This is a genomic window from Loktanella sp. 3ANDIMAR09, assembly GCF_001420005.1.
Classification (GTDB): Bacteria; Pseudomonadota; Alphaproteobacteria; order Rhodobacterales; family Rhodobacteraceae; genus Loktanella.
Genome location: NZ_LJAK01000001.1, coordinates 40,850 through 66,875 on the forward strand (window position 1 = coordinate 40,850; position 26,026 = coordinate 66,875).

Here is a 26,026-nt window from a genome sequence, read left to right on the forward strand (position 1 = left end):
TGCTCCTTAGTCATGGGCGACCCCCAGATAGGCGTCGATGACATCCTGGTTGTTGCGGACCTCTGACGGGGTGCCGTCACCGATTTTCCGGCCGTAATCCATCACGACGACCCGGTCGGAAATATCCATGACCACGCCCATGTCGTGTTCGATCAGCGCCACGGTCGTGCCGAATTCGTCATTCACATCCAGGATATAGCGGCTCATGTCCTCTTTCTCCTCGACGTTCATGCCCGCCATCGGTTCGTCCAACAGCAGCAACTTCGGCTCTGCCGCCAAGGCACGGGCCAGTTCCACCCGCTTTTTGAGGCCATAAGGCAGACGGCTGACCGGTGTCTTGCGGATGGCCTGGATCTCCAGAAAATCGATGATCCGTTCCACCGCCTCACGGTTCTCGGTCTCTTCGCGCTCGGCCTTGCCCATCCACAGGGCCTGCGCCAGCATCCCCGATTTCATGTGGGTCAAACGGCCGGTCATGATGTTGTCCAGGACGCTCATCCCTTCGAACAAGGCGATGTTCTGGAATGTGCGGGCGATGCCCTGCCGCGCCACCTGGTAGGGTTTCATCGGCGGGCGCTTTTCGCCCCGGAACCAGACTTCGCCTTCCTGGGGGTGATAGAAACCCGAAATGACGTTCAGCATCGACGATTTGCCAGCGCCGTTGGGGCCGATGATCGCGCGGATTTCACCCTCGCGGATGTCGAAACTGATGTCCTTGATCGCCTCGACACCGCCGAACCGCAGGGTGATGCCGCGCATGTCCATCATCACGCCGCCGATGGTGCGCCCGTCCTCGGTGACGTAACTGTCAACGGTATCCTTCATGCATCTCCCCTTTCACGGGATGGCGGGCGGGGCACCTTTTGCGCCTGCGCAAAACAGCGTCGTCCCGTCATTCCGCAGCCATCCGCGCCGCGTTCACGACGACCGCGTCGCGGATATCCAGCGTCGCGCGCAGCTTGCCCTTGCGTCCGTCCTCATAGGTGACCTCTGTTTCGGTCGCGATGGTGTCCGACCCGTCATAGAGCGCGGTCACCAGGTCATTGAACTTGTCACCCACCACCGCACGACGCACCTTGCGCGTGCGGGTCATCTCGCCGTCGTCGGCGTCCAGCTCTTTGTGCAACACCAGAAACCGGTGAATCTGGCAGGCCGCCAGCATCGGGTCCTGTGCCACGCTGGCGTTGACCGCGTTCACGTGATCCGCAACCTGATCCAGCACGCGCGGATGTTGCGACAATTCCTGATAGGACGAATAGGCGATATTGTTGCGTTCGGCCCAGTTGCCCACGGCATTGAGGTCGATGTTGATGAAGGCCACACAACGGTCACGGCCCGCGCCGAACACCACCGCCTCGAGGATGTTGGGATAGAACTTCAACTTGTTCTCGACGTATTTGGGCGCGAACATCGCGCCATCAGCCATTTTGCCCACGTCCTTGGCCCGGTCGATGATCCGCAGATGGCCACTGCCTTCTTCGATAAAACCGGCGTCGCCCGTGGCGACCCAGCCGTCCGGGTCCTTTGTCGATGCGGTGCTTTCGGGGTTCTTGTAGTAGGCCTCGAACGTGCCGGGCGAGCGATAGAACACCTCTCCCCGGTCGTCGATCCGCAGCTCGACCCCCGGTGAGGGCACGCCGACCGTGTCGGATCGTACCTCGCCGTCGGGTTGCTGGGTGATGAAAACCGTCGCCTCTGTCTGGCCATAGAGCTGCTTGAGGTTGATCCCCAGCGACCGGTAGAAATCGAAAATTTCCGGCCCGATCGCCTCGCCTGCGGTGTAGCCCACGCGCACGCGGCTCAGGCCCAACGTGTTTTTCAACGGGCCGTAGACCAGCAGATCGCCCAAACGGTAGCGAATCCGGTCCAGCAGGCCCACCGGCTTGCGATCCAGCAGATCGGGCCCCACGCGCCGCGCCAGCGCCATGTAGTGATCAAACATCGCCTTCTTGATGCGGCCCGCGTCCTCCATCCGGATCATCACGGTCGTCAGCTGGGTTTCGAACACCCGCGGCGGAGCAAAGAAATAGGTCGGACCGATCTCGCGCAGGTCGGTCAACATGGTGTCCGGGCTTTCGGGGCAATTCACGCAGAATCCAGTCCACATCGCCTGCCCGATGGAAAAGATGAAATCCCCCACCCAGGCCATGGGCAGATAGGCCAGCACCTCGTCACCGGCACGCAGCCGGTCAAATTCTGCCGAATTGCGCGAGGTCGCGATGACATTGCGGTTCGACAGAACCACCCCCTTGGGACGGCCAGTCGTCCCAGAGGTATAAAGCATGACACAGGTATCATCGAGGGTGCGCGCCTGCGTCAACGCCTCCATCTCGGCGCGGCGGGCGCTGGCGCGGCCAGCGGCCTGCGTGTCGGCAAAGCTGGACATTGCCGTATGGTCATAACGTCGCAGCCCCCGTCCATCGACGTAAATCACGTGCTTCAGGGTCATGTTGCCGGCCTGCGCGTCGATCAGCTTGTCGACCATTTCCTGATCGCCGACCACGGCGAACCGCGCACCCGCGTGATCCAGCGCGTAGGCGATCTCTTCGACGGCGGCATCCTGATACAGCGGGACGGGAATGCAGCCGATCTTTTGCGCGGCCACCATCGCCCAATACAGCGCCGGACGGTTGCGCCCCGTGATCGCGATATGGTCGCCGACCTGCGCGCCCAATTCCAGCAGACCCAGCGCAAAAGCATCTATTTCCTCGGCGGCCTGCGCCCAGGTCCAGCTCTGCCAGATGCCGAATTCCTTTTCGCGGTACGCCGGCTTGTCGCCGTGGCGCGCGACATTGCGCGCCAGCAAATGCGGAATGGACCGTGCATCGTCGCCAATGGCACCGCTGTTCATATCGGTAATCCTCCCCTCGACATGGCCCACCGGACCAATGGGCCGCACCTCCTCAAGCGGACCCATGCTTCATCTTGGATAAGAACGACCGTCGCGGTCAAATTCTTTTTTTGAACACTTGTTCAATTAAGTGGCATTTTCACGAAAAAGGGCGGTGGCTTGCGCCACCGCCCTCGCTTCACTGACAGTCTTCGGGAATGCAATCCGAGTGAGATCAGTTGAAGTTGTAGACGACCGAAACACCCAGGGTGTTGTTCGCATCCGAAAAGCTGCTGTCGGATTCGTCGTTGTAGATCGTGGTCAGCGACGTGCGCAGCGCCAGCGCGTTCGTCATGGACACGTTCAGCGCCAGTTCGTTCTGGATCTGCGCGTTCGCATCCGAGAAGATGACGTCGGTATCGTTCGTCAGATAGGACGTTTCGGACAGCGAACGGTAGTAGTTCGACGACACGGAACCTGCGACTTCACGCACGTCTTCGCCGTTGACCTGCTCTGCGTAGCGGTAGCCCGGACCAGCCTGGATCGACCACTGCGAGGTTGCGTCGTTCAGGATGCGGTAACCCACACCGGCACCGGCAAAGATATCGGTGTCATAGGAATCTGCATCCGTCACAGCCGAATCCAGCAGCACGTCCAGCTTGCCGTAGGCAAAGAAGGCACCCGACAGGTCGCGGCGGTAGTCGGCACCAGCCAGCAGGCGGTTCGTTGTCTCGTCACCGTTGTCGGACGCGTAGTCGTACTTGGCCGACACGTCGATGCCGTTCACGCCGTCAAAAGTGCCGTAACGCAGGCCGACGCCGACGTTCGAGTTGTCGTCGTTGTCGTTGCTGTTGGCTGTGGCGCGCAGTGCGACAGAACCGTAGGACCCGACGATGCGGCCTTCGTTGCCGAACTGGTTGAAATCACGCTCGGCATCCTCGGCGATCTGCTCTTGCAGGTCATCGACGGCGTCGACTGCGGCGTCTTCGTTTGCAAAGACGGTGGTCTGCGCAGCAGCGGCACCAGCAATCATGGATGCGGTCGCGGCAGCTACGAAAATATTCAATGTTTTCATGGTCTCTTTCCTTGTGTCCCGCTGTGTGCGGTGTCGGGGTTAAATGCCCACGCGCGACAAAAGTTCGAGACCCACCCGGCCATTTGGACACGGCTACGGGGCACCTGTTTCATCACAGCCACACCCCACAATCGCGTGATATTTTTTACTAATAAAAACAAATTATTACAGGAAACACAGAAACGTGTTCACGCGAACCGGGCAGGTTTCGACTTTGTGATGGAACTAAAACACGCCTTCTGGTTACCCGGCCGCCTGTGACGCCTTTTCGACGCGCACGGCCGCGTATTTGAATTCGGGGATCTTGCCGTCGGGATCGATCGCGGGATTCGTCAGCAGGTTGGCCGCCGCTTCGACATAGGCAAATGGCAAAAACACCATGTCGCGGGCCACCGCCCGATCCGCACGTGCCATGACGGTGATACGGCCGCGACGGGTGGACAGGGTCACATATCCGCCGGCCTCGACCCCCAGATCGCGCAACGTATGCGGATGCAAGGAACAGTTCGCCTGCGGTTCCACCGCATCAAGCACCGTCGCGCGGCGGGTCATTGCCCCCGTATGCCAATGTTCCAACTGCCGTCCGGTGGTCAGAACCATGGGATATTCCGCATCCGGCTGTTCGTCCGGCGCGATCACATCCGCAGGGGTGAATCGCGCACGACCGCCTTCACGGGGAAATCCATCGGCAAACAGGATTGGCTGGCCGGGGTCGTCCGGACCGCTGGTCGGATATGTGACGGCCTCGTTTTCCAGCCGTTCCCAACTGATGTGGTTCAATGACGGCATTGTGCTGGCCATTTCGGCATAGACGTCGCGCGGGTGGGTATAGGTCCAGTCCAGCCCCAGCCGCTGGCCCATGTCGATCAGGATGCGCCAATCCTCGCGCGCCTCGCCCGGTGGCGGGACGGCGGGACGCCCCATCTGCACCTGACGGTTGGTGTTGGTCACTGTCCCGGTTTTTTCGGCAAAGGCCGAGGCAGGCAGGATCACATCCGCGAAATTCGCGGTTTCGGTCAGGAAAATGTCCTGCACCACCAGATGATCCAGCATCGCCAGACCGGCACGGGCGTGGTCCAGATCCGGGTCTGACATGGCCGGGTTTTCGCCTTGGATGAACATGCCCTTGATATGGCCGTCGTGGATGCCTTGCAGGATTTCCGTCACGGTCAGGCCCTTTTCAGCGGCAACGGTGCCAGCACCCCACAGCGCGTCGAAACTGGCGCGCACCTCGGCGCTGGTGACCGACTGGTAATCCGGCAGATACATCGGAATAAGACCTGCATCAGACGCACCCTGCACGTTGTTCTGACCGCGCAACGGATGCAGCCCGGTGCCGGGTCGGCCGATCTGCCCCGTCATCAGCGCGAGCGAGATCAGGCAACGCGAATTGTCGGTGCCATAGGTGTGTTGGCTGATGCCCATGCCCCAAAAGATCATCGCCGATTGCGCCCCGGCAAAGGTCCGCGCCACATCGCGCAGCGCATCGGCGTCGATGCCGCAGATCTCTGACATCGCCTCTGGCGTGAACCGTTTCAGGTGTTCGCGCTCTGCGTCCCAGTTTTCGGTATAGCCGTCGATATATTGCGCATCGAACAGCCCTTCGGTGACGATCACGTTGCAGATGGCGTTCAGCATCGCGACATCGGTGCCCGGTTTGAACTGCAACATGTGCGATGCGTGCCGTTTCAACGCCTGACCGCGCGGGTCCATCACGATCAGCTTGCCGCCGCGCGCTGCGAACTGCTTGAAATAGGTGGCCGCGACGGGATGGTTTTCGACAGGGTTCGCCCCGATCACGATCGCCACGTCAGCGTTTTCAATCTCGTTGAACGTCGCGGTGACGCCGCCAGAGCCTACGTTTTCCATCAGCGCCGCAACGGATGACGCATGGCACAGCCGCGTGCAGTGATCGACGTTGTTGTGGCCGAACCCCTGCCGGATCAGTTTCTGGAACAGATAGGCTTCTTCGTTGCTGCATTTCGCAGACCCAAAGCCCGCGACGCTCTGCCCGCCGTGGCTGTCGCGCAGCGCGGACAGCCCGCCCGCCGCACGGTCCATCGCCTCTTCCCAGGTCGCCTCGCGGAACACGTCGCGGTAATTGCCGGGATCGACGTTCATCCCCTTGGCAGGCGCATCATCGCGACGGATCAGCGGTTTCGTCAGACGATGCGGGTGGTTGATGTAATCGAACCCGAAACGCCCCTTGACGCACAGCCGGTTCTGGTTGGCAGGACCGTCGAGCCCTTCGACATATTTGATCTTGCCGTCCTTGACCTTGAGGCTGATCTGGCAGCCGACCCCGCAAAACGGGCAGACGCTGACGACCTCCTTGTCAAAATCCTTGCGGTCACCGACCTGGGCGGTATCGACGACGCTGGCCTCCATCAGGGCACCGGTCGGGCAGGCCTGCACACATTCCCCGCAGGCCACACAGGTGCTGTCCCCCATCGGGTCGTCCATGTCGAAGACCGGATAGGCGTCATGCCCACGCCAGGCCATGCCGATCACGTCGTTGACCTGCACCTCGCGGCAGGCGCGGACACACAGGTTGCACTGGATACAGGCATCCAGATTCACGCGCATCGCCACATGGCTGTCATCCAGCAGCGGCACGTGATCCAGATCCTTGGCCGGGAACCGCGACGTGGTCACGCCCTCGGCCTGCGCCATGTCCCACAGGTGGCTGGATCTGTCGTGTGCCACATCCTGCGCAGGCTGATCGGCGACCAGCAGTTCCATCACCATGCGCCGGGCCTGCCGTTCGCGCGGCTGATCAGTCGTGACGACCATACCCTCGGTCGGCGTGCGCAGGCAGGACGCCACAAGGTTTTTTTCCCCGTCAACGGCCACCATGCAGGCCCGACAATTGCCGTCCGGGCGGTAACTGGCGGCATCCTTGAAACACAGGTGCGGGATCACCAAACCGCGGCCATGCGCGACTTCCCAGATGGTCTGACCGGCGGCGGCCTCGACCCGCTGGCCATCGAGGGTAAAGGTGATCGTATCAGTCATCGGGTCGCTCCATCGGTGTTGAACCGACCCTAGCGCGTGGATCGCACCCCGTCACATGACACAGACGACAGATTGCCGATTTTTTGCGCCAGTTTGCCCTATTGGGTCGGATAATCCCGCACGAACGCCCAGGTGTCACCCTCTGACAGATCGGGGTCATAGGCATAGCCACCGCTGTTGAACCCTTTGACATCGTCGATTGCAGTCAGACGGTTTTCCACCACGTAACGCGCCATCGCACCGCGCGCGCGTTTCGCGAAAAAGCTGACCATGCGCGGGCGGTCGTCCTTTACCTCAAGGAACTTGGGCGTGATGACCCGCAGTTTCAGTGCGGGCGTCTGGGCTGCATTGAAATATTCCTGACTGGCGCAATTCAGCAGCGCATCGGTGCCACGTTCGTCCGCACGGGCATTCAGTGCCTTGGCAATCGTATCGCCCCAGTAATCATAGAGGTTCGCGCCACGCCGCGTTTTCAGCCGACTGCCCATTTCCAGCCGGTAGGGCTGGATCGCATCCAGCGGGCGCAACACACCGTACAGACCAGACAGAATGCACAGGCATTCCTGCGCAAAGGCCAGATCGTCCTGTGACAGCGTTTTCGCCTCTAGCCCCTGATAGGTGTCACCATCGAACGCCAGCGCCGCGGGTTTCACCGCATCCGCTGCCGGGTCGTCGGCAAAGGCCTTGAACCGGTCACGGTTCAACCGCGCAAGGTCGTCCGAAATGCTCATCAGTTTGCGCAGATCGCCCAACGTCTGGCCGCGCATCGTCTTGGCCAGCCGCACGGCGTCGGCCTGAAACGCAGGTTGCGTCGGGGTGACATCGACGGGATCAAGGTTGAGCGATTTGGCGGGCGAGAGCGTGACGAGCATGGGACCTCCGGACAGTGTGCGCGACGTTGTAGCATCCCAGCCACCGGGCGCCACCCGGCGGCGTGTCGCATCCTACCGCGCCGTCAGGATCGCCACGTAATCCCGCAGCAGCGCGGTGCGGCGAGGGCGGAAACTTTCGTCTGTTGCCGAAACATCCTGAATGCGGTCCGCCATGAACTTGCGAAAGTCCTGCCGGAGAACACACCACGCCAGGATCATGACCCCGCGATCAACATAGACGGTCGCAAGCGGCAGGATACGCCGGTCTGACGGGGTGCCTGTCGCGTCCACATAGCTGATCCTGACCGCCGTTTCGTCCCAGATCGCCGCCCGGATCAACGACAGGTCAGCCAGTGGTGCGGCAGGTCGTTCCGCGCGCCGCACCATCACGGCAGCATGCTGCGCCTGGCGTTGCTGGCGGTCGGGCAACGCGGCGATGATCTTGCCAAGTGCTGTTTCCGCAGCCTGCGCCAGCGCACGGTCACCGCGGTGCGGCACCTCTGCCAGTCCCAGCAACAGCGCCTCGATTTCCTCGCGGGTAAAGGTCTGGGGTGGCAAGGCCGAATCCTCGGTCAGGGTATAGCCATAGCCCGGCGCACCATCAATCAGGGCACCACCCGCGCGCAGAGTGTCGATATCACGATACAGCGTGCGCTCAGAAACCCCCGTTTCATCGGCCAGCCGCGCGGCAGTCACCGGCTGCGGCAGACGCCGCAGGGTATCGAGCAGGCGAAACAAGCGATCGGTGCGGGCCATGAACATCCTGACGGAAACTGGCAGGAGTGTTCCCCTATTCAGGCTGCATCGCAACCCTGAAAGGAAAAACCGATGTTGACCCTCTATCATGCCCCCTACACCCGTTCCTCTGGAATCATCCAACTGCTGATCGAACTGAATGCGCTGGACCAAGTGAATGTGCGCGTCGTGGACGTCGCCCGCCAGGACGGCGCAGGTGCCACCGATCCCGCCAATCCGCATCCCGAAGGCAAGGTCCCCCTGCTGGTCCACGATGGCGTCACGATCCGCGAACGCGGCGCGATTATCCAGTATTTGACGGAACTGTTCCCCAGCGCACTGGCTCCAGCACCGGGTGACCCTGCACGCGGCGCGTATCTGTCCTGGCTGGCCTACTATGGCGCCGTGATCGAGCCGATAATGGTCACGACGCTGCTGGGTCTGGATCACCCCGGTCTGCATGCCAATTTCCGTGGCAAGGCCGAGATGAGCGATGCACTTATCAACGCGCTCACCGACCAGCCCTATCTGTTGGGTGACAGGTTCACCGCCGTGGACCTGCTGGTCAGCTCGCCTTTTGACTGGTTGCCGTCCTTTGCGCCGACGGAACAGGTCGTGCAGGACTGGCTGGCGCGCTGCACAGATCGGTCAGCCTATCGCGCGGCCCAGGAATATGATGCCCGCCTGATGCCCGGCACCAAGGCGGGTTAATCCACACCCTCGGCCAGGACCGCCAGGAAGGCGGTACCAAACCGCTGCGCATGGCGTTCGCCGATCAGCCGGGCCAGCGCATCCGCATCGGGGCTGCGCAGCTGTGCCACCTTGGCCAGTTGCGCAGCCGTGCAGGACATCGGCTTGTCCGCACCGTCCGGGCCGCGTTGCAGGTCAGCCTGCACGGCCAGCAACCGGTCATAGACCGCGCCCTCTGCCCGCCCGGCCAGTTTCATCCGCGCGGGGTGCACCTGTTCGACGGCCCCCGCGATCACCTCGAGGAACGCACGGCCGTAGCTGTCCAGCTTTTTCGCGCCGACGCCGCTGATGCCGGCCATCTGATCCAGCGTGCGGGGTTTGCGTTCCGCCATTTCGATCAGCGTCTTGTCGTTGAAAATGATATAAGCCGGGCCGCCAGCCGCCTCTGCCAACGCGCGGCGCTTTGCCTTGAGCGCGGACAGCAGCGGCGCATCCTCTTCGGATACCATCTGGCGGACTGCGGGGCTGAACTTGGCCGCCTGCACCGTATCGCGGCGCAGGGTGATCTGCGCCTCGCCCCGCAGGATCGGCAGTGCGGCATCGGTCATCCGCAATGCGCCGTGCCGCGCAGGATCGGGGCGGAACAGATCCAGCCCCATCATCTGCCGGAAAATCGCCTGCCATTGGCGTTTGGAAAATTCGCGCCCGACGCCGAATGTCGGAAGCGCATCATGCCCGCGCTCGCGGATCTTCGCCGTATCGGCACCCATCACGATGTCGATCAGGTGACCCGCGCCAAACCATTCCTCGGTGCGCAACGCCGCGGACAGGGCCATGCGCACGGGCGTCGTGGCGTCGAACACCTCTGCCGGGGTGTCACACAAATCGCAATTGCCGCAGGGCTGCGGGTCCTCGCCAAAGTAGCGCAACAGGTTCTGACGACGGCACACCTGCGCCTCGGCCAGCCCCAGCAGCGCGTTCAACCGGCCATGATCGGCCGCACGCCGTTCAGGTGGGGCCAAGCCTTCGTCGATCTGCTGCCGGCGATAGCGCACATCGTCCGGCCCATAGAGCGTCAGCGTCTCGGCCGCAGCACCATCGCGCCCAGCGCGACCGATTTCCTGGTAATAGCTCTCGATCGACTTTGGCAGGTCGGCATGGGCGACCCACCTGATGTCCGGCTTGTCGATCCCCATGCCAAAGGCAATCGTGGCGCAGACGATCAAGCCGTCCTCTTGCTGGAACCGCCGTTCGATGTCGCGCCGCGCCTCGGCCTCCATCCCGCCGTGATAGGCGCAGGCCGAATGTCCTGCCTGCCCCAGCGCCTGTGCCAGCGTTTCCGTCTTGGCCCGCGTGCCGCAATAGACAATCCCCGACTGCCCCTTGCGGGCAGCGGCAAAGTTCAGGATCTGCGCCCGTGGCCCGTCCTTGACCGCAAAGGCCAGATGAATGTTGGGCCGGTCAAACCCGCGCAGAAACGACTGCGGCTGCACCCCGCCGAACAGTTTCTGCACGATTTCTTCGCGTGTTTCGGCATCTGCGGTCGCGGTGAATGCCGCCAGGGGCACATCCAGTGTTTCACGCAGTTCGCCGATCCGCAGGTAGTCGGGCCTGAAATCATGCCCCCACTGGCTGACACAATGCGCCTCGTCCACCGCGATCAGGCTGACGCCCGCCTCGCGCAGCATCCGCTGGGTGCCGAATGACGCCAGCCGTTCAGGGGCCATGTACAGCAGTTTCAGCGATCCATCCGCCAGGGCCTGCCAGACGGCGTCGGTTTCTTCCTCTGTATTGCCAGAGGTCAGCGCGCCAGCGGCGACCCCCGCCTCACGCAGGCCGCGCACCTGGTCACGCATCAGCGCAATCAGTGGCGAAATGACGACGGTGACACCCGGTCGCACCATCGCGGGCAACTGAAAACACAGCGATTTACCACCACCCGTCGGCATGATCGCCAGCGTGTTCTGACCCGCGACGACAGCATCCACGATCTCTTCCTGGCCGGGGCGAAAGCCATCGAACCCAAAGACATCCCGCAGGATATGTGCCGCTTGCATCGTCTGCCCCCAACCGTGCCTGAGGGTGCTTCATTCCACATGAAGAATCGGTAAACAAGCGCCCCGCGCCCGCGACCGTTGCCAATCGCCGCCCGCTCGCCTACCCAATCACCGCAAAGGAGACCGACATGGGCGAAATCACACTGGTCCGGCACGGGCAGGCCAATTCCGCAGCCACGAACGAGGCGGACTATGACCGTCTGTCTGACCTCGGCCACCAACAGGCCAAGTGGCTGGGCGACTGGATGCGCGACCACGACCGCCCCTATGACGTCGTGCTGTCCGGGACGCTGCGCCGCCAGCGCGAAACGCTGACCAATCTGGGATACCCGGATGCCGACCGCGACCCACGCCTGAACGAAATCGCCTACTATGACCTGACGGACGAGATGACCCGCGTCCACGGATCAGGTGCCCACGACCCCAGTGATTTCGTGACCCGCTTTCCGGCCACCCTGACGGCATGGCGCAAGGGCGAGATCGGTGGTGCGGAAACCTATGACACCTTTCGCGACCGTGTGCGCGACGTGATGGATATGGCCGCCCAGCCTGGCAAGCGTGTGCTGTGCGTCTCGTCCGGGGGGATCATCGCGCAGGCGGTGTCCGACATCCTGGGGCTGGACATACCGCAGATGGCGCGGATTGCCCTGCCGATCTTCAATACCTCGGTCCACAGGATCCACGTCACCGACCACGGCCCGCTGCTGGTCAGTTTCAACAGTGTGCCGCATCTCGACACCGCGGACCGCGCCGACAATCGCACGTTCTATTGACGCGCGTTCCGCGCCCGCTGACCTGAACCGCAACGCTCACGAAAAAGGACTGCCGACATGACACATCTCTGGGTGCGCGCCGAATCCCGCGATCACGAGGCACGGGTCGGCATCATGCCACAGGGCGTGGCCCAGCTGATCGCGGCGGGTGTGCACGTCACGGTCGAGGATTCACCCGACCGCATCGTGCCAACGGCCGACTATGCGGCGACCGGGGCAGATATCGCGCCTGCCGGTGCCTGGACCGACGCGCCCGAAGATGCGCTGATCTTCGGGCTCAAGGAATTGCCCGCCGACGGCACCCCCCTCCGCCATCGCCACATCATGTTCGGCCATGCGTTCAAGGGTCAACCGGACGGTCTGCGCCTGCTGGACAGGTTCAGGGCCGGTGGCGGCACGCTGCTCGATCTTGAATACCTGACCGATGACCAGAACCGACGCGTTGCCGCATTCGGCTACTGGGCAGGCTATGCTGGCGCGGCCGTGTCGTTGATGTGCTGGATTGCGCAGCAGCGCGGCCACGACATGGGTCCGATCCGCGCCGTCCCTTCAGCCGCGCATCTGCTGGCAGACCTGCAAAGCGACCTTGTCACGCTCGGAACCCAGCGCCCGACCGCCCTGATCATCGGGGCCAAGGGACGGGTCGGCACCGGTGCTGCGGATCTGTGCCGCGAAATGGGTGTCGCCACCACCCGCTGGGATATCGAAGAAACCGCGCACGGCGGCCCCTTTCCGCAGGTGCTGACCCACGACCTGTTTCTCAATTGCATCCTCGCGCGGCCCGGCACGCCGGTTTTTGTGCCCGCCTCGACCAGAACGGCTGCGCGCAGATTGCGCGTCATCGGTGATATCGCCTGCGACCCCGACAGCGATTTTTCCCCGATCAAGGTCTATGACCGCGTCACCACATGGGACACCCCCGCGCTGCGGGTGCACGATGATCCGCAGCTGGATGTCACCGCCATCGACAACCTGCCATCCCTGATGCCGCTGGAATCCTCGCAGGACTTTGCAGACCAGCTTTTGCCGCACCTGGCCGCCCTTCCGGACAGCGACGTCTGGGCGCGCGCCGCACAGATCTTTGACCGGGCGATCAGCCGCCGCTGATCCCTGCGCTGTTTTCGAAATATCCCGGGGGTCCGGGGGCAGCGCCCCCAGACGTGGCCATCAGCGCCTGCGCCGCCTGCGGGACACAAGGATCAAGACGCCGGCGACGACGATAAAAACCAGAATACACAGCAGGAAAAACCAACCGGGGCACAGAAAGGTGATCGTGACCACCGTGGCACCGGCCGCAGCAGCAGCCGACAGGCTTTTGCCCTTCGCGCCCGGTGGCAGACCGTTGAACGACCGGTTGAGATCCTCGATCGCTTGCGCGACACAATCGCGGCTCGCCTCCAGCGCCTCGCGGAACTGGTCGTCTTTTTCAGCGCGTGCCGCGATTGATTTGACCAGACCTTCCGCGCTTTCCATCTCTTGGACGGCGGTCAGAATATCCTTGCGCAGGGCGGTCCCCGCCGACGCACTATCGGGCAGCACCCGCAGCGCACGGCGCACCGATGGTCCGTCAACATCGTCCTGCAACCCGTCGTAAAGCGTCAGGTGCAGATAGGACAACAACAGCGACTGCGCCTCCCCCACATCCGGGATCGCCTTGAAATCAATCCCGGCCTCAGCGCCAGGATCGAGCCGGAAATCCCCGATGATTTTCTCGATCAGCGCCTCGGCGCCCTCGGGTGGCTCGCCCGGCCTGTCGGCATGCAGATAGGTCTGCACCGCCTCGACCAACAGGTCGGGTTGAAACATCGCACGTGAAAACGCGTCTTTACCAATTACACTGGTGATATCATCGAAATGCATGCCGATCTCCCAAGTCAGAGTAAATTGCGCCCGGTTCGGGCACGATAACTCTGCCTTGGGTTGTGATTCGTTTCTACAAAAACCGCCCTACGCGTCTCTCGGGCCGTTTCAGCGACCGAAAATCGGATAATAGAGCGCGTCGGGCAAGAACTGCCCCAGCCGAAAGATCGACCCGAGGAAGCGCGGAAATGTCTTTTTGAAATTCGCGCTGTCCATCAGTTCGAACATCTCGCGGGCGGCCTCTTCGGGCTCCATGATCTGGGGCATCGAAAAATCATTCTTGTCGGTCAGGCGTGTCTTGATGAAACCGGGGTTGGCGACCTGCACCCTGACACCCGTCTTGCGCAGATCCGCGTGCAGGCATTCCGCCATCGACAGGATCGCCGCCTTGGACGAGGTATATCCGATGGATCCCGGCAGCCCCCTGTAGGCCGTCAGCGAAGAGGTCAGAACGATATGGCCTGCGTCCCGCGCGGTCATGTCGCCGATCACGGCACCCACACAGCGCTGCGCGCCCAGGAAATTGACCGTGGCCATGGTATCGGCCTTTTCCTGATCCCATTCGCCCGCCGCCATCGGCCAATAGACACCGGCCAGATAGACCATGCCGTCGATCTGCCCAACCTGTTCGGCCGCCGCCTGAACGGAACCCAGGTCCGCCACATCGACCGTCACATATGACGCCTTGCCCGGCAGTTCGGCCACCAGATCCCTGAGCCTGTCTTCGGACCGGGCGGATACGATCACCTCGGCCCCGACCTTGGACAGCTGATGCGCCAGCGCGCGGCCCAGCCCTTCGGATGCGCCGACCAACCAATACCGTTTGCCCTGCCAGTCACTCATATCTTTCTCCTCTGCGTTAGAGGTCAGATAGGGTCGCGCTGCGGGTCCTCAAGCGACAGCCGCGCCAAAAGCGCGATCGCCAGCAGTTTCAACCCGCATGGCACCCCCGCATAGAGCCATGTCAGCAGCACAAGCGCGCTGTCGGGACTGTCGCCCGTGGACCGAAACCCGGCCTGTTCCAACAAGGGCAACAGGGCCGCTGCGGCAAAGGCCAGCGTCAGCTTGTTCACCAGACTCCACAAACCGAAACCCTGACCGCCATTTGGCGACACCCGCGCCATGCGACGCGCGAACAGCGCAGGCAGCAATGTCAGGTCGGCCCCGATGGACGCACCCGACAGCACGCAGACCACGGCGAATGCCACCTTGTCACCGGCCCCCAGCGTCAGGGTATAGCCAAACGACAGCACCGCCAGGACCATCGCCACCAGCAAGACGCGCTTGGCCCCCCAGCGCCGCGCGGCGGCAGACCATGCCGGCGATGACAATGCCGCCGCAAGAAAGAACAGCACCAGCAGCGGTCCTTCCCAGCCGGGTGCCTGCAACCGGCTTTCGACAAAGAACAAAAACAAAGTGGACGACACCGCCAGCGGGGTCGCATTGACCAGTGCCAGCAACAGCAGACGGCGGGTGATCTCGTCCGACAGGATGGTGCGGATCGGCGTGGTTTCGGCCTGGGTGCGGCCCTTCCATTCGGGCCACATCACGATGGCGGCGACGACCGCCAGTCCCGCAAACCAGAACGCAAACACGGCAAATGGCGCATCGACCAGCCCCATCAGGGCGGTGGGCGCAATGGCGGCAATGCAGATCCCCAGCAGACCACCGCTTTCGCGCCAGGCGGCCAGCCGGACGTGACCATCATCCCCCGGTCCGGCCTTGGCCACGCCCTGTGCGTAGAAATTGATCGTCAAAAAGCTGAAGGCGCTGAACAACGCCGTAACGGTCAGTCCGAACCACCACAGCGGGGCAATGGGCGGTGCCACGGCGAACAGCCCCAGCATGGCCAGCGCCAGCACCAGAACCCCCGCGGTCACGGCCAGACGCTTGCCCTTGTCCAATCTCTCGCTGACCCACCCCAGTGCGGGGTCCTGCACCACATCCACCAGCCGCAGCGCAGCCAACAGGGCGCCAAGTGCGGTCAGGCTGACACCGTAGGTGTCGGCATAATATTTGGGTGCATAGATATAGATCGGCAGTCCGGCCGCGTTGATGATCGCGGCGAACAACGCATAGGCAGGCAGGCGCTGGGACCAGGCGTTCATCAGGTGACATCATCCTTGGGTGGCGGCGTCCATGGGCGAAAGGTGGCACCCTTCCACCACAGCTTCAACGCCTGCCAGTGGATCAGTGCCAGCACGCGCCGCGATCCGAAGGGCCGGCGCAAGGCGGCGGCCAGAATACCGCGATTGGTCAGTGGCAGCCGGGGTCCCTGCAGCGTCGCGATCAAACCACCCGCATCGCGCCCGTAATCGATCCGGATATCGACCGCATCCGCCGTGATGTCGAAATGAAAGGTATAGTCCCCGGCAATCGGCTGGAACGGCGAGACATGGAAAACCTTGCGGGCGTGCAGCGCATCGCGCCCGGTGATGGGGGCCAGATCGTCGTGGTGGCACAGATAGCAATGCCGGTCGCCAAAGGTATTGCCGACCTCTGCGATCACGACGCGCAGCACGCCGCCCGCGTCATGGCAAAGCCAGAACGACACCGGGTTGAACACATGGCCAAGCACGCGCGGCTGCGCCAGCAGATAGATGTCGGAGATCCCATCCAGTTCAGCCGCCGCCAACGTCTGGCGGACCCAGGCGGCACCGCTGCCCTGCTGCACGACGCCGCCATGGTCCGCGTCCCACAGGGACATCAGGCCGCGCCGGTTGCGCCCGAACAGACCGGGGCCCGTCACATCGGCCTCGGCATCGCACATCACGTAGTCGATGGAATAGCGAAAGGCGTTTTTCACAGCCCCTTTGCGACCGTGATAGGTCTGACCCGGGATATGCTGAATGCCTGTCACTCTGCCGCGATCCGTCGGGTATGGGCGGCATTCAGCTGGTCAACCACGTCATAGGCGCTGGCAAGGCCATCCTCGTGGAACCCGTTCCGCATCCATGCACCACAAAACCAGGTGTTGTTGGTCCCGTTCATGCGTGCTGCATCCTTTTGCGCGGCAAGTGCGGCGGTATCATAGACCGGATGACGCAGGTTGGTTTCGTCCCAGATCAGGTCCTCGCGGATCGTGCGGGTCGTGTTCAGTGTCACCATGTAGTCCTGACCGGTCAGCCAGGGTTGCAGGCTGTTCATCCAGTAGGTCAGGTCAATTTGATCGGACCGCTTGTTCGCGGCCTCGGTATAGATCCAGGACGCCCAGACCTTGCGGCGCTGGGGCATGATCGCGGTGTCCGAATGCAGCACGACACGGTTCCCCTGGTAACGCACGGCACTTAGGGTCGCGGCCTCTTCGGCACTGGCATCCGCCAGCAAGGCCAGCGTATCGTCGGAATGGGTGGCGAACACAACCTCGTCAAACGTTTCCCACTCTGCGCCGATGGCCCGCACCTGCACCGCGCCGTCCGTGCGCCGGACACCCTGCACACCGGCCCCAAGGCGCAGGTCCACACCGCGCTTTGCCATGTCGGCACCCAGTTTGGCCACATATTGCTGACTGCCGCCCGCGACGGTGTACCACTGGTGCTGGCCATGTGTGTTAAGCAGCGCGTGATTGTCAAAAAACGTCAGCAGCGCATGGGCCGGAAAATCGAGGATCTTTTCCTTGGGCGTCGACCAGATCGCACCGGAAAACGGCGTCAGGTAATGGTCACGGAAATAATCCGACAGGCGCAGCTTTTTCAGCAGGCCGGCGATGGTCAGGCTGGTGTCCTGTGCGGCGGCCAGACCGTGTTTGTTGAAATGCAGGATGTCGCGCACCATCCGCAGGAATTTCGGGTTGGCCGCGTTGCGTCGCTGCGCAAACAGGGCATCCAGCGAATGCAGCGCATATTCCAGACGCCCCCCGTCGAAAGATGCGCCAAAGCTCATGTTGCTTTCGACGGTATCGACACCCAGCTCATCGAACAAACCGACAAGGTTCGGATAATTCGCATGGTTGAACACGATGAACCCGGTGTCGACAGGCGTATCCGCCTGCGGTCCGGCCATCCGTGTGCGGGCATGACCGCCCAGCCGCTTCGCCGCTTCGAACAGGGTCACATGATGATCACGGGCCAATGCATGTGCGGCACCCATGCCGGATATACCAGCGCCGATCACCGCGATGCGACGCGGCGTGGGGGCTATTCTGGGCAGGGTCATTGCAGTCTCCGTCGTGGTCAATGTCGTCAGAGCCACGATACGTAGCGCAGATCAGTTGCAGGGCAGTGCGTATGAATTGTCGCAGGTCAGTCCCAGGCCAGCGGGATCATCTGGCCGCGCTCTTGCAGAAACCCGTCACCGTTGCGATCCAGAAAGAACGTCAGCCCCGGATAGGCGTTCGCGACGACGTATTGACCGTCGATGATGGACGACTGGCCGACGGGGCCATTCTCGGACCCGCCGCAGACCTCGGTGTTGTTGCGGCAGGGTGCCAGCGTGAAGGTGCGCATCACCTGCAAAGGATCGGCGTCCTGAACCAGAATACGGATCGGGCCGTCATCCAGTGGCGTGTCGCCAAAGGCTTCGGTCAGGGCTATGCCCGATTGCGAAACACCATCCGAAAACGGCGCGGGGTTCATCGGATTCGTGCAGGCGGCCAGTCCAAGACTGCCGAGGATCATCAGGCGGGAAAACATCTATGGTGTCCTTTTGTCGTCTTGGCGTCAGTCTTGGCCGTCAGAACCATTGGCCGCAAGGGGCAATGGCGCCTGCGCCTGTGCTGCCAGTTCCTCAAAATCGAAATTGTCCAGCCTGTCGGCGCGTTTGCCGGCCCGCGTCGCGGCCGTCAGGATTCCGGATACATCTTCGCCTGCCTGCCGCAGATGCGTTTCCAGCTTGCCCGCCCGATCGCCGATCAGCTGCACGTCGCGGTGCAGCTGTTTCAGGCTCTTGCGGATTGCCCCCGTCTGTTCACGCATGCGTGCGTCCTTGAGAATGGCGCGCATGGTGTTCAGCGTCGCCATGCAGGTGGTCGGGGACACGATCCAGACCCGCGCGTCAAAGCCGTCACGCACCACGGCAGGCAGGCGGGCGTGCAGCTCTGCATAGACGGCCTCTGACGGCAGGAACATGATGGCACCATCCGCCGTTTCGCCAGCGATGATGTATTTCTCGGCAATCGCCTTGATGTGGACCCGGACCGCTGCCGCCAATCCCTTCAGCGCTGCGTCCTGCTCTGCGCGGGTCTCGGCGCGGGTCAGCGCCTCGTAGGCTTCCAGCGGGAATTTCGCATCCACCACGATGGGTCCCGGCGGGTTGGGCAGATGGATCAGGCAATCCGCACGTTTCCCGTTCGATAGCGTGGCTTGCAGGGCATAGCTGTCGGCAGGCAGCGCCTTGCTCACGATATCGGTCAGCTGGATTTCACCAAAGGCCCCGCGCGTCTGCTTGTTCGACAGAATGTCCTGTAGCGACAGCACGTCGCCCGACAGTTTTTCGATATTGCTTTGCGCGCGATCAATGGTGGCCAGACGCTCTTGCAACGCAGCCAACTGCTTGGTCGATTTTTCCGAACTGCCCGCCAGCGTGTCCTTCATCCGTTCCTGCAGGTCGGCCAGACTGCGTGCGGACCGCAGCGCGTTGTCGGCCAATCGTTCGGCGACCTGCGCATTCACCTCGGCCAGGCGCTGTTCCATGGTCTGCATGATGCGGGCCTGACCGGCGGTCTGGCTGTCGGACACGGTGCGCAGGTTTTCGCCAAGGCGTGCCTGATTTTCGGCCAGCGTCTGCATGAACCCCGATAATTGCCCGACCTGACCTGACAGCGCATCCACCGCCTGTCCCGACCGTCCGGCCCGGCGCACGGTGGCGATCAGCAGCGCAAAGAGTGCCGCCAACAGCAGCAACGCCGCAGCCGCCGCCCACAGACGCGGATCATCCAACGCAAACTGCGTGTCACCCATCTGGATCACGTGCGGCCGAACAGCCGTTCGATGTCGGTCATCGACAATGTCACCGATGTCGGGCGCCCGTGGTTGCATTGTCCCGACAGCGGCGTTGCCTCCATCTCGCGCAGGAGGGCGTTCATCTCTGGCGCAGACATGCGGCGTCCCGTGCGCACCGACCCGTGACAGGCCACCCGGCTGAGGATCGCGTCGATCCGCGCCTTGAGGGATCCGGTGTCGCCGCCGTCCTGCAATTCGTCCAGCACGTCCAGCACCAGGCGACGCGCATCCACCGTCCCAAGGATGGCGGGTGTTTCGCGCACGGCCACAGCGCCGCCGCCAAAGGGTTCGATTCCCAGCCCCAGACGCGCCAGATCATCGGCCTGCGACAGCAGCAGATCCGCCTCTCCGGGTGTCAGTTCGACGATTTCAGGGATCAACAGCGCCTGCGCCGTCACCCCGTTGTCGCGCATCTGCGCCTTGAGCCGTTCGTAAACCAGCCGTTCATGCGCGGCATGGGCATCCACGATCACCAGACCGTCGGCGGTTTGCGACAGGATATAGTTTTCATGAAGTTGCGCCCGCGCCGCCCCCAGCGGCCGGGCCTCGTCCGCGATGGTCTCTGGCGTGTCCGGGACCGGATCAATCCGGGCCGACGGTATTTCCGCAAAGCCGGACTGAAACGTCATGTTTTGCGCGGTAAAGCGCGGCGTCGGACGGTCCATCTGGTAAACGCGCGGTTCGGTCACGGGCGTCATCGCCCCTAAGGTCGCCGTGCTGACGGTGGTGGACGACCGATGCCCGGCCTCGGCCAATGCATGACGGATTCCGCTGACGATCAGACCGCGCACGACGGCCGGATCGCGAAACCGCACCTCGGATTTCGCAGGGTGCACGTTGACGTCGACCAGCGTGGGATCGCAGTCGATAAACAGACAGGCCACCGGATGCCGGTCGCGCGACATCACGTCCATGTAGGCCGCGCGCAATGCGCCCAGCAGCATCTTGTCCCGCACCGGGCGACCGTTGACACACAGGTATTGCGCGACGGCAGCCCCCTTGGAAAAGGTCGGCAGCGCCGCGTAGCCGGTCAGGTGAAACCCATCGCGTTCCGCGTCCAGCCGCAACGCATTATCGGCAAAATCGCGCCCGATGGCGGCCCGCAGACGGCGGTGCAGCGCGTCGAACATGTCGCCGGTTTCCGCATCCGCGCGGTAGAGCGTGCGCGCCTCGCCGTTGCTGCTGTCGCGCAGAATGAACGTGATGAACGGTTCCGCCATCGACAGGCGTTTGATCACATCGGTGATTGCCTGCGTTTCGGCCCGGTCACTGCGCAGGAATTTCAGGCGCGCGGGCGTGGCATAGAACAGATCCGCCAGATCGACCTGTGTGCCGCCCGGATGGCCTGCGGGCCTGACAGGGTCCATGCGTCCACCTGCGACGCGGATGCTGGACCCCTCGTCACCGCAACGGGACGTGATGGTCAGCCGCCCGACCGCACCCAGCGATGGCAGCGCCTCGCCCCGAAAACCGAACGAATGGATATTGAGCAGATCACTACCGTCAATCTTTGACGTGGCATGCCGCGACAAGGCCAGCGGCAAATCCGCAGCCGTCATGCCGCAGCCGTCATCGCTGACGCGGATCAAGGTCTTGCCACCATCCGCGATGGTCACATCAATCCGCGTGGCACCGGCATCAATCGCGTTCTCGACCAGTTCCTTGACCGCCGACGCGGGCCGTTCCACGACCTCGCCTGCCGCGATCCGGTTGATTGCGGCGTCATCCAGCTGGCGGATCACGGGTGTGGCTGGTGTCTGTATCTGGGGTGAAGTCACTGTCATGCCACAAGAGATAGCATCAAAACGGTTGATTCTGCGAGGGGCGAATTCAAGGACAAAACATACGATCCATGTTATATAACAAATATGTTAATCGAATCGCTCAACCCCGCCGTGCTGGCCGCACTCGCTGATCCGATCCGCCTTCGGATCGTCGATCGCCTTGCATCGGGCGAATGCACGGTCGGCGAATTGGCCGCCCCGTTCGACGTGTCGCAACCCGCCATTTCACGCCACATCCGTGTGCTGACAGACGCGGGCATCGTCGTGCAACGGGTCGATGGTGCGCGCCGACCGTGCCGGTTGGCACCTGAATCCCTGGCCGCGCTGGACGCCTGGCTGACCCAATTGCGCAAGACATTGAGCGCGCAATACGACCGACTTGATGCCGTCTTGGCCGAACTGGAGGATGAGACCCATGACCCTTGAACTGACCTTGGTGGGGGACACGCAGATCGTCGCGACCCGCCACTTTGCAGCCCCGCCGTCGCTGGTGTACCGCGCGCATATCGACCCCCAGATCATCCGCAAATGGATGATCGGGTCAGACGGCTGGACCATCGACACGATCAGCGTGGATGCGCGGGTCGGCGGTGAATTCACCTATCGCTACAACGGGCCTGACAACGACAGCTTTGCCATTACCGGCACGTTCATGGAACTGGACCCCGGTCGGCGCATCCTGCACGTCGAACGCATGTTGTTCCCGGACCCGACACCAGACAACCGGATCGAAACGGTGTTTGAAGCGCAGGGCAGCGGCACGTTGATGACCATGACGATGACCCTGCCCGATGCCGAAACGCGGCAGATGTTGATGGACATGGGCATCCAGACCGGCATGGAAGGAAGTTATGCCGGCCTTGACGCTGCTGTGTCCGCCTGAAAGCGATCAGTTCGTGCTGGTCAGGCCCTCGGGCTGGCCCACGACGACAAAATGCAGATCCTCGGGCCGGTAGAGGCCGGCCGCCACGCGGTTCACGTCCTCAAGCGTCACCGCCTCGATATAGTCGTTGCGGTTGACGACGTAATCACGCGGCAGGCCGATCATCTGCATCCCCACAAGGATGCTGGCGATATTCGCATTCCCGTCAAACCGCAGCGCGTATGACCCGGTCAGGAACAGCTTGACCCGGTCCAGTTCCTCTTGGGTCATGCCGTCCTGCGCGATCTTGGCCCATTCATCGCGCACGACCGCGATCGCTTCGGCAATGGTGTCATTGGACGACGCCAGTTGCCCCAGAACCATGGGGGCATGATCCTTGGGAACAAGGAATGTCGACACACCATAGGTCAGGCCACGCTTTTCCCGCACCTCGTCCATGAGGCGGGATTCAAAGCCGCCTGCCCCCAGCGCCTCGTTCAGGATCGTGGCCGCGAAATAATCGGGATCATCGCGTTCCATGCCCGCATGGCCGAACAGTGCGACCGATTGGGGTGTCGGGAAATCGACCACCGTGATGCCGCCATCCAGCGCGAATGTGGTATCCGCGGGAAGTGGCGGCCCCTCGGCGGGCAATTCACCCAGCAGGGTGTCCAGCACCTCGCCCAGCGCCTCTGGCGTGATGTCACCGACTGCGCCGACATAGATGCGATCACGCGTCAGCGCGTTTTGCCACGCCGCCACGATGTCGTCACGCGTCAGTGCCGCGACACTCTCTGCGGTGCCGGTGATAGACGATCCATAGGGATGGTCCGGAAACGCCCCTGCATTCAGCGTATCGCCTGCGATGGCATTGGGCGATTTTGCGTCGGACGCGATGCCGGACAGGACCTGCGCGCGGACCCGGTCAATCGCCGACTGGTCAAAGCGCGGCTCAATCAGTGCCTGCCGCAACAGGGCAATGCTTTCGTCCTGATTTTCCGTCAGGAAACGGGCAGAGATACTGGTGACGTCGTCACCGATATCGAAACCGAATCCCGCTGACAGTTCTTCGCGACGGGTCTGGAACGCCTGTGCATCCATGTCGGCTGCACCTTCTTCCAGCAGGCCCATCATCAGATTGCTGGCACCGCGCTTGCCGGGCAGGTCCAGCGAGGCACCGCCCTCGATCCGGATTTCCAGCGCGGTAAAGGGAATGCTGTGATCCTCGACCAGCCAGGCGGTGATGCCACCGTCAGAGGTCACTTCCTGAATTTCGACCGCGGCCCAGGCAGCGGTTCCGGCGAATGTGGCACAGATGGCCAGAACGAAGCGAATCATTGGGCCTGCTCCTCGTTTGCGACAACCCAGCCGGTCACCGACTGGTTCAGGTTGAACACCTCGGCCGCTGCGGCCTTGATGTCCTCTGCGGTGACGTCTTGCAGTATTTGCGGCCAAGCGTGCACGTCATCGACGGTCAGCCCCTGGGTCAGTGCGGCACCGTAGCGTTGCGCGCGTCCCTGCGTGCTGTCCATCGCATAGATTTCAGAGGCGCGGATTTCGGATTTGATCCGGTCAAGGGCCGCCGGATCGATATCCTTGGCCATGAAATCGGCGATGACCTGATCCATGGCCGCCTCGGCCTCTGACAGGGTCACACCCTGCGCAGGCACCACCGAAACACTGAACGACGTGTCATCCAGGCTGCTGCCGCGATAGCCTGCACCCGCATAGACGGCGATCTGGCTGTCGAACTGCAACGCACGCCCCAATTCCGAGGTAAAGCTGGACCCACCCAGCAAATCGGCCAGCAACGTCAGTGCAGCGGCCTTTTCCTGCGCACCGCTGTCGCGTTCGGGCGCAAGGTAGCTGCGCACCAGATAGGGTTCACTGACCCGTTCGTCAGTGAATACGATCCGGCGCGGTGCCAGCTGTGGCGGCTCTGACGACCGGATGCGTTCAGGCAGATCGGGTTCGGCCGGGATCGGGCCATAGTTTTGTTCGGCCAGTGCGCGCACCTCGTCGGGAAACACGTCACCGGCCACGATCAGGATGGCGTTGTTGGGGGAATAATACAGATCATAGAACGAAAGCGCGTCTTCCAGATCCAGCTCTTCCATTTCGTGTTTCCAGCCGATGATCGGCACGCCATAGCGGTGGTTCTGATACAGGGCCGCGTTGAACTGTTCGCGCGCCAATGCCCCCGGCGAGGATTCCGTGCGCTGGTTGCGTTCTTCGAGGATCACGTTGCGTTCGGTGGCAATGTCGTCCTGATCCAGTTGCAGATTGACCATGCGGTCGCTTTCCATCTGCATCATCAGCGGCAGGCGGTCCGCCGCGATCCGCTGGAAATAGGCGGTGTAGTCATAACTGGTGAACGCATTGTCGGTCCCGCCGTTTTTGGCCACCGTGGCGCTGAATTCACCCGGTTCCAGTGTCTCGGTCCCCTTGAACAACAGGTGTTCGAGGAAATGCGCGACACCTGATTGTCCCACCGGTTCGTCAGCGGACCCGGCGCGATACCAGACCATATGGACCACGACCGGGGCGCGGTGATCCTCGATCACCACGACCTCCATCCCGTTATCAAGCGTGAATGACGTTACATCGTCGGGGGCGACCTGCGCCATCGCAGTGGTCGCGAAAACAGTCAGGGCAGCGGCCAGAGATCGGATCATGGGGTGCCTATGGTTGGATATGTTCCGATCCAACGTAAGGAGCCGCGCCCGACTTGCAACATCCCGTCCGGGGATGTCACGCAGCTGTCAGGTTCAGGGCCTCCCGCCCATCGCGCGGATGGCCAGTTCCTGCGGATCCAGATCGGCGGGATTGGTGCCACCTGGGCGCGGTGCCGGCAGCGCGTTCGTGGCCGGAATAATCAGCGGATTTTGCGGAATGACCGAAAATTCGTCGGGTCCGCCACCACCGGTTCCACCACCGCAACCCGCGAGTGCGGCACAAAGTATCACTGGCAAAATCACGTGACGCATGGTGGTCCCTCAACTGGTATCGGCGCTGTTCTAACGCAGTTCGGTCGCGGCGTCACGCGCCCTTGCGCGCCTTGGTCTGCCCGGCATCCGGCCCCGGCAGAAACGCGAGCCCGATGGCACCGGCAAAAATGGCGATGTCCGCGATGTTGAACGCATAGGGGTTGGAAAACCCGCAGCAGCTCATGTTCAGGAAATCCGCGACGGCACCATACAGCACACGGTCAACCACGTTGCCCAGCGCACCGCCAACCAGCAGACCGGCTGCGATATACATCCACTTGGTGCCACCACTGCGCCAGAGCCAGACAAGAACGCCGACCGAAATCGCAAGTGCGACACCGATCAGCACCCAGCGCATGTCGGCTGCCGCGCCCAGTCCGAAGTTCACGCCACGGTTCCACGCCATCTGGAACACCAGAAACGGCGGAAAGACCTCGATCCGCTGACGGGTCATCAGGTCCAGCCAGTGAACGATGGCGTATTTTGTCGCCTGATCCAGAAGGAACGTCCAAAAGCCCGCCCAGAAAACCAATCGCATTCCGTGATC

24 protein-coding genes are annotated in these 26,026 nt (G+C 62.6%); 5 read left to right on the forward strand and 19 right to left on the reverse strand.

Features of this window, described 5'->3' with window-relative positions:
• Window positions 1-6: 6 nt before the first annotated feature.
• The 6 genes from AN189_RS00215 to AN189_RS00240 all read right to left on the reverse strand — a co-directional run bounded on the left by AN189_RS00215 (window position 7) and on the right by AN189_RS00240 (window position 8,548).
• Entirely contained in the window at window positions 7-825 is an 819-nt protein-coding gene (locus AN189_RS00215) for an ABC transporter ATP-binding protein (RefSeq protein WP_056029238.1), read from the reverse strand.
• A 67-nt stretch (window positions 826-892) separates the two neighbouring features.
• Window positions 893-2,851 carry an AMP-binding protein gene (locus AN189_RS00220; RefSeq protein ID WP_056030603.1) on the reverse strand — a complete coding sequence of 653 codons (1,959 nt, stop codon included), beginning with the start codon at window positions 2,849-2,851 and terminating at the stop codon, window positions 893-895.
• Between the two features lie 214 nt (window positions 2,852-3,065).
• Window positions 3,066-3,905, reverse strand: coding sequence for a YdiY family protein (locus AN189_RS00225; protein ID WP_083484191.1), 840 nt, complete (start codon window positions 3,903-3,905; stop codon window positions 3,066-3,068).
• A gap of 243 nt (window positions 3,906-4,148) precedes the next feature.
• On the reverse strand, window positions 4,149-6,920 hold the full coding sequence (gene fdhF, locus AN189_RS00230; RefSeq protein WP_056029244.1) for a formate dehydrogenase subunit alpha: 2,772 nt from the start codon (window positions 6,918-6,920) through the stop codon (window positions 4,149-4,151).
• 98 nt (window positions 6,921-7,018) lie between these two features.
• Window positions 7,019-7,792, reverse strand: a complete 774-nt coding sequence (gene yaaA / locus AN189_RS00235; RefSeq protein ID WP_056029247.1) for a peroxide stress protein YaaA — start codon at window positions 7,790-7,792, stop codon at window positions 7,019-7,021.
• A 72-nt stretch (window positions 7,793-7,864) separates the two neighbouring features.
• Window positions 7,865-8,548 carry a YafY family protein gene (locus AN189_RS00240; RefSeq protein WP_056029250.1) on the reverse strand — a complete coding sequence of 228 codons (684 nt, stop codon included), beginning with the start codon at window positions 8,546-8,548 and terminating at the stop codon, window positions 7,865-7,867.
• Window positions 8,549-8,620: 72 nt separating this feature from the next.
• On the opposite strand from AN189_RS00240, the gene AN189_RS00245 reads away from it, so the two are divergent.
• The gene (locus AN189_RS00245) at window positions 8,621-9,238 is read left to right on the forward strand and encodes a glutathione S-transferase family protein (RefSeq protein ID WP_056029253.1); all 618 of its coding nucleotides are present in this window, start codon (window positions 8,621-8,623) and stop codon (window positions 9,236-9,238) included.
• On the opposite strand, the gene recQ is transcribed toward AN189_RS00245, so the two are convergent.
• Window positions 9,235-11,274: a DNA helicase RecQ gene (gene recQ, locus AN189_RS00250; protein ID WP_056029256.1), complete on the reverse strand. Its 2,040-nt coding sequence runs from the start codon at window positions 11,272-11,274 to the stop codon at window positions 9,235-9,237. The genes AN189_RS00245 and recQ overlap by 4 nt on opposite strands.
• A gap of 128 nt (window positions 11,275-11,402) precedes the next feature.
• Here recQ and AN189_RS00255 point away from each other — a divergent pair, with 128 nt between their 5' ends.
• The gene (locus AN189_RS00255; protein ID WP_056029259.1) at window positions 11,403-12,047 is read left to right on the forward strand and encodes a histidine phosphatase family protein; all 645 of its coding nucleotides are present in this window, start codon (window positions 11,403-11,405) and stop codon (window positions 12,045-12,047) included.
• A gap of 57 nt (window positions 12,048-12,104) precedes the next feature.
• On the forward strand, window positions 12,105-13,154 hold the full coding sequence (locus AN189_RS00260; protein WP_056029262.1) for a saccharopine dehydrogenase: 1,050 nt from the start codon (window positions 12,105-12,107) through the stop codon (window positions 13,152-13,154).
• Between the two features lie 60 nt (window positions 13,155-13,214).
• Here the strand turns inward: AN189_RS00260 and AN189_RS00265 are convergent, their stop codons facing one another.
• The 8 genes from AN189_RS00265 to mutL form a co-directional block, all read right to left on the reverse strand.
• Window positions 13,215-13,853 carry a hypothetical protein gene (locus AN189_RS00265; protein ID WP_172794823.1) on the reverse strand — a complete coding sequence of 213 codons (639 nt, stop codon included), beginning with the start codon at window positions 13,851-13,853 and terminating at the stop codon, window positions 13,215-13,217.
• Between the two features lie 162 nt (window positions 13,854-14,015).
• Window positions 14,016-14,750, reverse strand: a complete 735-nt coding sequence (locus AN189_RS00270; protein ID WP_056029267.1) for an SDR family oxidoreductase — start codon at window positions 14,748-14,750, stop codon at window positions 14,016-14,018.
• 23 nt (window positions 14,751-14,773) lie between these two features.
• Window positions 14,774-16,015 carry an MFS transporter gene (locus AN189_RS00275; RefSeq protein WP_056029270.1) on the reverse strand — a complete coding sequence of 414 codons (1,242 nt, stop codon included), beginning with the start codon at window positions 16,013-16,015 and terminating at the stop codon, window positions 14,774-14,776.
• Window positions 16,015-16,767: a DUF1365 domain-containing protein gene (locus AN189_RS00280; RefSeq protein WP_056029272.1), complete on the reverse strand. Its 753-nt coding sequence runs from the start codon at window positions 16,765-16,767 to the stop codon at window positions 16,015-16,017. The genes AN189_RS00275 and AN189_RS00280 overlap by 1 nt, the downstream gene beginning before the upstream one ends.
• Window positions 16,764-18,062: an NAD(P)/FAD-dependent oxidoreductase gene (locus AN189_RS00285; protein ID WP_056029276.1), complete on the reverse strand. Its 1,299-nt coding sequence runs from the start codon at window positions 18,060-18,062 to the stop codon at window positions 16,764-16,766. Before AN189_RS00285 ends, AN189_RS00280 begins: the two co-directional genes overlap by 4 nt.
• Window positions 18,063-18,148: 86 nt before the next feature.
• Entirely contained in the window at window positions 18,149-18,538 is a 390-nt protein-coding gene (locus AN189_RS00290; protein ID WP_056029279.1) for a hypothetical protein, read from the reverse strand.
• A gap of 27 nt (window positions 18,539-18,565) precedes the next feature.
• Window positions 18,566-19,813 (reverse strand): DNA recombination protein RmuC, encoded by a 1,248-nt coding sequence (locus AN189_RS00295; RefSeq protein ID WP_056029283.1) that lies wholly within the window; start codon window positions 19,811-19,813, stop codon window positions 18,566-18,568.
• On the reverse strand, window positions 19,810-21,630 hold the full coding sequence (mutL, locus tag AN189_RS00300; RefSeq protein ID WP_056029287.1) for a DNA mismatch repair endonuclease MutL: 1,821 nt from the start codon (window positions 21,628-21,630) through the stop codon (window positions 19,810-19,812). Before mutL ends, AN189_RS00295 begins: the two co-directional genes overlap by 4 nt.
• Before the next feature lie 84 nt (window positions 21,631-21,714).
• Between mutL and AN189_RS00305 the strand changes: the two genes are divergently transcribed.
• Together AN189_RS00305 and AN189_RS00310 are read left to right on the forward strand one after the other, a co-directional pair.
• Window positions 21,715-22,056 carry a helix-turn-helix transcriptional regulator gene (locus AN189_RS00305; RefSeq protein ID WP_157057326.1) on the forward strand — a complete coding sequence of 114 codons (342 nt, stop codon included), beginning with the start codon at window positions 21,715-21,717 and terminating at the stop codon, window positions 22,054-22,056.
• Entirely contained in the window at window positions 22,046-22,513 is a 468-nt protein-coding gene (locus tag AN189_RS00310) for an SRPBCC domain-containing protein (protein WP_253279517.1), read from the forward strand. The genes AN189_RS00305 and AN189_RS00310 overlap by 11 nt, the downstream gene beginning before the upstream one ends.
• Before the next feature lie 6 nt (window positions 22,514-22,519).
• Here AN189_RS00310 and AN189_RS00315 read toward each other — a convergent pair whose 3' ends face one another.
• From AN189_RS00315 to lspA, 4 genes are all read right to left on the reverse strand, one after another.
• Window positions 22,520-23,830 carry a pitrilysin family protein gene (locus tag AN189_RS00315; protein ID WP_056029293.1) on the reverse strand — a complete coding sequence of 437 codons (1,311 nt, stop codon included), beginning with the start codon at window positions 23,828-23,830 and terminating at the stop codon, window positions 22,520-22,522.
• On the reverse strand, window positions 23,827-25,167 hold the full coding sequence (locus AN189_RS00320; RefSeq protein ID WP_056029296.1) for a pitrilysin family protein: 1,341 nt from the start codon (window positions 25,165-25,167) through the stop codon (window positions 23,827-23,829). The genes AN189_RS00315 and AN189_RS00320 overlap by 4 nt, the downstream gene beginning before the upstream one ends.
• Before the next feature lie 93 nt (window positions 25,168-25,260).
• Entirely contained in the window at window positions 25,261-25,479 is a 219-nt protein-coding gene (locus tag AN189_RS00325) for a DUF3035 domain-containing protein (RefSeq protein WP_056029299.1), read from the reverse strand.
• A 52-nt stretch (window positions 25,480-25,531) separates the two neighbouring features.
• Window positions 25,532-26,017 carry a signal peptidase II gene (gene lspA / locus AN189_RS00330; RefSeq protein ID WP_056029302.1) on the reverse strand — a complete coding sequence of 162 codons (486 nt, stop codon included), beginning with the start codon at window positions 26,015-26,017 and terminating at the stop codon, window positions 25,532-25,534.
• Between the last annotated feature and the right edge of the window lie 9 nt (window positions 26,018-26,026).

Coding starts and splice junctions, on each gene's coding strand:
- AN189_RS00325 (WP_056029299.1), bottom strand. CDS start 25,479: ATGCGTCACGTGATTTTGCCAGTGATACTTTGTGCCGCACTCGCGGGT.
- AN189_RS00245 (WP_056029253.1), top strand. CDS start 8,621: ATGTTGACCCTCTATCATGCCCCCTACACCCGTTCCTCTGGAATCATC.
- AN189_RS00220 (WP_056030603.1), bottom strand. CDS start 2,851: ATGAACAGCGGTGCCATTGGCGACGATGCACGGTCCATTCCGCATTTG.
- AN189_RS00265 (WP_172794823.1), bottom strand. CDS start 13,853: ATGTTTCAACCCGACCTGTTGGTCGAGGCGGTGCAGACCTATCTGCAT.
- yaaA (WP_056029247.1), bottom strand. CDS start 7,792: ATGCTCGTCACGCTCTCGCCCGCCAAATCGCTCAACCTTGATCCCGTC.
- AN189_RS00315 (WP_056029293.1), bottom strand. CDS start 23,830: ATGATTCGCTTCGTTCTGGCCATCTGTGCCACATTCGCCGGAACCGCT.
- mutL (WP_056029287.1), bottom strand. CDS start 21,630: ATGACAGTGACTTCACCCCAGATACAGACACCAGCCACACCCGTGATC.
- AN189_RS00285 (WP_056029276.1), bottom strand. CDS start 18,062: ATGACCCTGCCCAGAATAGCCCCCACGCCGCGTCGCATCGCGGTGATC.
- AN189_RS00225 (WP_083484191.1), bottom strand. CDS start 3,905: ATGAAAACATTGAATATTTTCGTAGCTGCCGCGACCGCATCCATGATT.
- AN189_RS00215 (WP_056029238.1), bottom strand. CDS start 825: ATGAAGGATACCGTTGACAGTTACGTCACCGAGGACGGGCGCACCATC.
- recQ (WP_056029256.1), bottom strand. CDS start 11,274: ATGCAAGCGGCACATATCCTGCGGGATGTCTTTGGGTTCGATGGCTTT.
- AN189_RS00240 (WP_056029250.1), bottom strand. CDS start 8,548: ATGGCCCGCACCGATCGCTTGTTTCGCCTGCTCGATACCCTGCGGCGT.
- fdhF (WP_056029244.1), bottom strand. CDS start 6,920: ATGACTGATACGATCACCTTTACCCTCGATGGCCAGCGGGTCGAGGCC.
- AN189_RS00310 (WP_253279517.1), top strand. CDS start 22,046: ATGACCCTTGAACTGACCTTGGTGGGGGACACGCAGATCGTCGCGACC.
- AN189_RS00320 (WP_056029296.1), bottom strand. CDS start 25,167: ATGATCCGATCTCTGGCCGCTGCCCTGACTGTTTTCGCGACCACTGCG.
- AN189_RS00260 (WP_056029262.1), top strand. CDS start 12,105: ATGACACATCTCTGGGTGCGCGCCGAATCCCGCGATCACGAGGCACGG.
- AN189_RS00270 (WP_056029267.1), bottom strand. CDS start 14,750: ATGAGTGACTGGCAGGGCAAACGGTATTGGTTGGTCGGCGCATCCGAA.
- AN189_RS00305 (WP_157057326.1), top strand. CDS start 21,715: ATGTTAATCGAATCGCTCAACCCCGCCGTGCTGGCCGCACTCGCTGAT.
- AN189_RS00290 (WP_056029279.1), bottom strand. CDS start 18,538: ATGTTTTCCCGCCTGATGATCCTCGGCAGTCTTGGACTGGCCGCCTGC.
- AN189_RS00255 (WP_056029259.1), top strand. CDS start 11,403: ATGGGCGAAATCACACTGGTCCGGCACGGGCAGGCCAATTCCGCAGCC.
- AN189_RS00275 (WP_056029270.1), bottom strand. CDS start 16,015: ATGAACGCCTGGTCCCAGCGCCTGCCTGCCTATGCGTTGTTCGCCGCG.
- lspA (WP_056029302.1), bottom strand. CDS start 26,017: ATGCGATTGGTTTTCTGGGCGGGCTTTTGGACGTTCCTTCTGGATCAG.